This window comes from Alkalibaculum bacchi (assembly GCF_937875145.1).
Taxonomy (GTDB): Bacteria; Bacillota; Clostridia; order Eubacteriales; family Alkalibacteraceae; genus Alkalibaculum; species Alkalibaculum bacchi_A.
Window position 1 is genome coordinate 1 of sequence record NZ_CALNCS010000155.1, and the last position, 4,712, is coordinate 4,712.

Here is a 4,712-nt window from a genome sequence, read left to right on the forward strand (position 1 = left end):
ACCATTTGTAGATTCCATTTTAACTTTAATTTCATTCCCCTTAAATCTTATAGAAAACACCCCTTTTTCTCATAAGAACCCCTTTTAAAAAAAGCTCACGCATTGCGTGAGCTTTTTTTATTGAACAATGAACATTGAACAATTTACTAAAGCAAGAGCTTGAGTCAACTTTGTGGTTGTAAGTTCTAAGTTCTAAGTGAAATCAGCAGGTCGCTCTGCGACCGCTGATTTCACCTGACCACCTGACCACCTGACCACCTTATCTATATATCGGAAACTCCCTACAAAGCTCTACAACTAAATCCCTAGCAATTTTTTTGTCTTTCCTTATTAAACATTGATAAATGGCTTCGCCTATTGTTTCCATTTGCGCTTCTTTCATACCTCTTGCTGTTACTGTAGGTGTTCCTAGTCTTATGCCGCTGGTGATAAAAGGTTTTTCTGTATCGTATGGAACGGCATTTTTATTTGCTGTAATTTGCACTTCATCTAACATGGCCTCTGCATCTTTTCCAGTCAAGTGAATATTTCGCAAGTCCATTAGCATCAAGTGATTGTCTGTACCATTTGAAAGCAATTTAAATCCTTTGTCCATAAGTACTTCACTTAAAATCTTTGCATTCGCGACTACTTGTTTTTGATACACTATAAACTCATCGCTTAAAGCTTCTTTTAAGGCTACTGCTTTTGCTGCAATGATGTGCATCAATGGGCCACCTTGAGTCCCTGGAAAGACAGCTTTGTCGATCGCTTTTCCAAGTTCTTTTTTACAAAGAATAGCTCCTCCTCTAGGTCCTCTTAAAGTTTTATGAGTAGTCGTAGTTACTACATCTGCATATGGAATAGGGCTTGGATGAACTCCTGCTGCAACTAAACCAGCAATGTGAGCCATATCTACCATAAATAAAGCGCCTACTTCTTTGGCGATTTTTCCAATTCTCTCAAAGTCAATTATCCTTGGATAAGCGCTTGCCCCCGCAACAATTAGCTTTGGTCTTGATTCTTTAGCAATTCTATCTAATTCTTCATAATCTAAAAGTTCTGTCTCTTTATCAACTCCGTAAGCGATAAAACGATAGTTAACACCTGACATATTTACTGGGCTACCATGAGTGAGATGCCCTCCATGAGATAAGTTCATACCCAGTACTGTATCACCTGGTTCTAGTAGTGCAAAATACACTGCTAAATTAGCTTGAGCGCCAGAATGGGGCTGCACATTAGAGTATTCTGCTCCAAAAAGCTTTTCAATTCTTTCTTTTGCTAAGCTTTCTGCAATGTCAACGTATTCACAACCCCCATAGTACCTTTTCCCAGGGTATCCTTCTGCGTATTTATTGGTCAAATGGTTTCCCATTGCCTGAATAACTCTTTCTGTAACTAAATTTTCTGAAGCAATTAATTCAAGATTTCCTTGTTGTCTTTTTAATTCCTTTTCCATAGCAGCATACACTTCTGGGTCAAATTCTTTAACTAATGGGAATTCTAACATTATTTAGCCTCCTAGTATAATTTGTCTTTTGATAAATGTTGAGCAATATGCCTTAAAGATTGATCGATACTTTTTATATATTCTTCCATTTTGTTTGTCTTGTCTCTCATTTGAAATAAAAACAAAGTTGCTACAAAAAAGAATATAAAGACCATAAAAGGACTTAAGAGTGTAGTCAAACTTGACAGGCTTAGTAAAAAATCATTAATTTGTATTTCCTCCCCTTTTCCGTCACCTTATTTTGATTAATATTACCATATTTTCATAAAGAAAAGAAGAAGAAATAGGTAATTTCAGAAGAAAAGTCGAACATTTTTTAAATAATCCAGTTTATCTTGCAGGTTTTAGTACTGTAGCCCGTAGTCACTAGCTTACATGTATTCCTTATGGGTCATTTAACTACCATCTTCGGCTTTCAACATAGACATTAGATTTTAAATAAATACCATCTGCATTTATCTACTTCATATTTTAGTTCGTATATTTTTTCCTCATTTTTTATTACGCTTTGACAGCGGTAAATGTACATGCGATTGCCTGCTAATTTTTCCTCATCAGCTTGAAGAATCCGATCTATTTTTACGACTTGTCTTTGATCCCCTTGTAAAAATCTAAACTTTATAGGTATAGGCATATCCATCTTTTTAAACCAAGCGATCATTTCGATTTCTTTTGCTATGACTTTCAACTTATACACCTCTTCATTGAAGCAAAGCTCCTTTTCATATTATGCTATAAATGACTCGACATCATCTTATACTCTTCTTCTCCTACACCTCCTGCTATAGGTTTTAAGCCTGAATGTAGAAAAGATCCTCTTATGACAGACTTTTTTCCATATTGCCTTCTCAAACAATCTACTGTTTCATCAATTCTTCTATATTTATCTAGAGATTTTTCATCAAAAATAGATATCTGATAAAATTCTCTGCTACATAACTCCGTAAGCCGCACCCCTAGGTGGCGAATGGGTTCTCCTTTCCAGGCTTCGTTAAATAGTTTTTTTACGTATTTAAACAACACATTAGTAGAATCTGTTGGGGCACATAAGGCGCATTGGTGAGAATAATAAGCAAAATCTTTATCTTTGATGGATACACTGACTACTCGGGCTAGGGACTTCTTTTTTCGAAGCCGCATAGATACCGTTTCTGTTAAGGAAAGAAGGATAAGATAAGCTTCTCTTTGATTGGTTACATCAAAAGCTATAGTCGTAGAATTTCCTACGCCTTTTTGCACCATGTCTTCTTCTCGAACAGGAGATTCGTCAATGCCATTAGCGTAATTCCATATGAGAACACCATGACTTTTTAAGTAACTTTTCATATGAGAAAGGTTCGCTTTTGCTAAATCGCCTATGGTACTGATACCTATCCTTTTTAATTTAGGTAAGGTTTTACTTCCTACCATAAACAAATCGTCTACTGGTAATGTCCACATTTTGCTTGCAATTTCATCTGAAAACAAGGTATGGACTTTATTTGGTTTTTCCAATTCCGAAGCCATCTTTGATAGCAATTTATTATGAGATATTCCGATATTTACTGTAAAACCTAATTCTTCTTGAATTCGATTCTTTATTTTATAAGCAGTCTTCAAAGGACTTCCAAATAGTTTTTCGCTCTCTGTATAGTCTAAAAAACATTCATCTACAGAGTACCTTTGAACTAAGTGTGAATACTCTTTCAATAAGTCAAACATACCATTGCTACATTTCATATATAATTCGTAATTAGGTGGCACAATGAGCAGGTCAGGACATTTTTGTCTTGCACTGTAAAGAGTTTCTCCTGTTTTGATTCCATACTTTTTTGCAGGAATAGACTTTGCCAAAATAATCCCATGACGACTTTTAGGATCTCCCCCTACTACAGAAGGTACATCTCTCAAATCTAAACTTTCCCCATGTTGCAATCTCCAAGTAGCCTCCCAACTTAGATAGGCTGAGTTCGCATCTATATGAAATATATTTCGATTTCTCATATTATTCCTTCTTTTTTTAATACATTATATCGAACATACGTTCTTTTTACAACGACTTTTTTATTGGTCAGTTGGTTCGTCGGACGAGTAAAACAAAAAACAGAAAGAGAAAGAACCAAACTCGCCTTTGGACGAGGAAATGCGTGTTTGGTTTTCTTCCACTTTCTGCTTTCGACTTTCTACTTTGAGCTTTTTATAATTATAAATTGTAAATTCTCAATTGCGCGAAGCGCATCATGATTTAGCACCTAAAACCTTGCCTTTTAATTCATTTAGAAGGGTAAATCCTAAAATCAATATTCCTCCTAGAATTTGTACTGGATTAATGGATTCACCTAGAATGGATACAGATACAAGAATGGCAACCAATGGGTCTATGTAACTTAAAATCGCCGCTTCCTGACCTTTTAAATCTTTTAAAGAGGAAAAATACATACAATAGGCTATCCCTGTATGAATGATTCCTAAGACAAGAAGATTAATCATTCCCAGGGTTCCAATACTTTCTATATGAATACCTGAAGTTGCCAATAGATAAGGTGTAAGGACTATAATAGATGCAATAAATTGTACTAAAGTTCTATCTACTCCCGTAACATTTACAATAAATTTATTGAGAATTATGACCGTGGCGTAAAGTATGGCAGCACCTAAACCATAGCCTATTCCTACTAAATTCCCACTAGACTTTTCTACTCCGCCAATATTGATAATCATAATGAGACCTATTGTGGACATTATAAAACAGATGATTTGTTTAACAGTTAGTTTTTCTTTAAAAAACAGGGGGGAACTTGCCATAACTACTACAGGAGCAAAATAATAGCTTAGGGTGGCAATAGAGACTGTTGTGTAATGATAGGCTTGAAAGAGTAAAATCCAATTAAAGCCCATTGCCGCTCCTGAAACAAAGAGCAAAGGCAGGTCTTTTTTTATTTCTCTTAATGGAATTTTGTTCTTAGTAATGATTTTATATATCACAATAACCAAGGATGCAATAAATGCTCTAAATAGTGCAATTTCCCCTGTAGATAGGGGAATATTATTGACAAATATTGCAAGAGTTCCAAAGACGGTCATTGAAAATATGATTTTTAGCTTTGCTTCCAAATTACTTTTCACCTCACTGTAAAATGCTGGCGCATTTTAGTTCTATGTTCTATGTTCTATGTTCTAACTATATGTCCCCCAAAGGGGACTTTGTGCTTTTACATACAACTTAGAACTTAAAACCGAC

The 4,712-nt window shown here is 35.3% G+C and carries 4 protein-coding genes; all 4 read right to left on the reverse strand.

From position 1 onward, the window contains the following. Positions 1-259: 259 nt before the first annotated feature. The 4 genes from glyA to Q7P22_RS09430 all read right to left on the reverse strand — a co-directional run bounded on the left by glyA (position 260) and on the right by Q7P22_RS09430 (position 4,597). The gene (glyA, locus tag Q7P22_RS09415; RefSeq protein ID WP_113920394.1) at positions 260-1,492 is read right to left on the reverse strand and encodes a serine hydroxymethyltransferase; all 1,233 of its coding nucleotides are present in this window, start codon (positions 1,490-1,492) and stop codon (positions 260-262) included. A gap of 427 nt (positions 1,493-1,919) precedes the next feature. Continuing rightward, complete coding sequence (locus Q7P22_RS09420) at positions 1,920-2,189, reverse strand: hypothetical protein (protein WP_242981718.1); 270 nt, start codon at positions 2,187-2,189, stop codon at positions 1,920-1,922. A gap of 35 nt (positions 2,190-2,224) precedes the next feature. After that, the gene (locus tag Q7P22_RS09425; RefSeq protein WP_303863565.1) at positions 2,225-3,475 is read right to left on the reverse strand and encodes a DNA polymerase IV; all 1,251 of its coding nucleotides are present in this window, start codon (positions 3,473-3,475) and stop codon (positions 2,225-2,227) included. Between the two features lie 234 nt (positions 3,476-3,709). Further along, positions 3,710-4,597: a DMT family transporter gene (locus Q7P22_RS09430; RefSeq protein WP_113920397.1), complete on the reverse strand. Its 888-nt coding sequence runs from the start codon at positions 4,595-4,597 to the stop codon at positions 3,710-3,712. Positions 4,598-4,712: the final 115 nt, after the last annotated feature.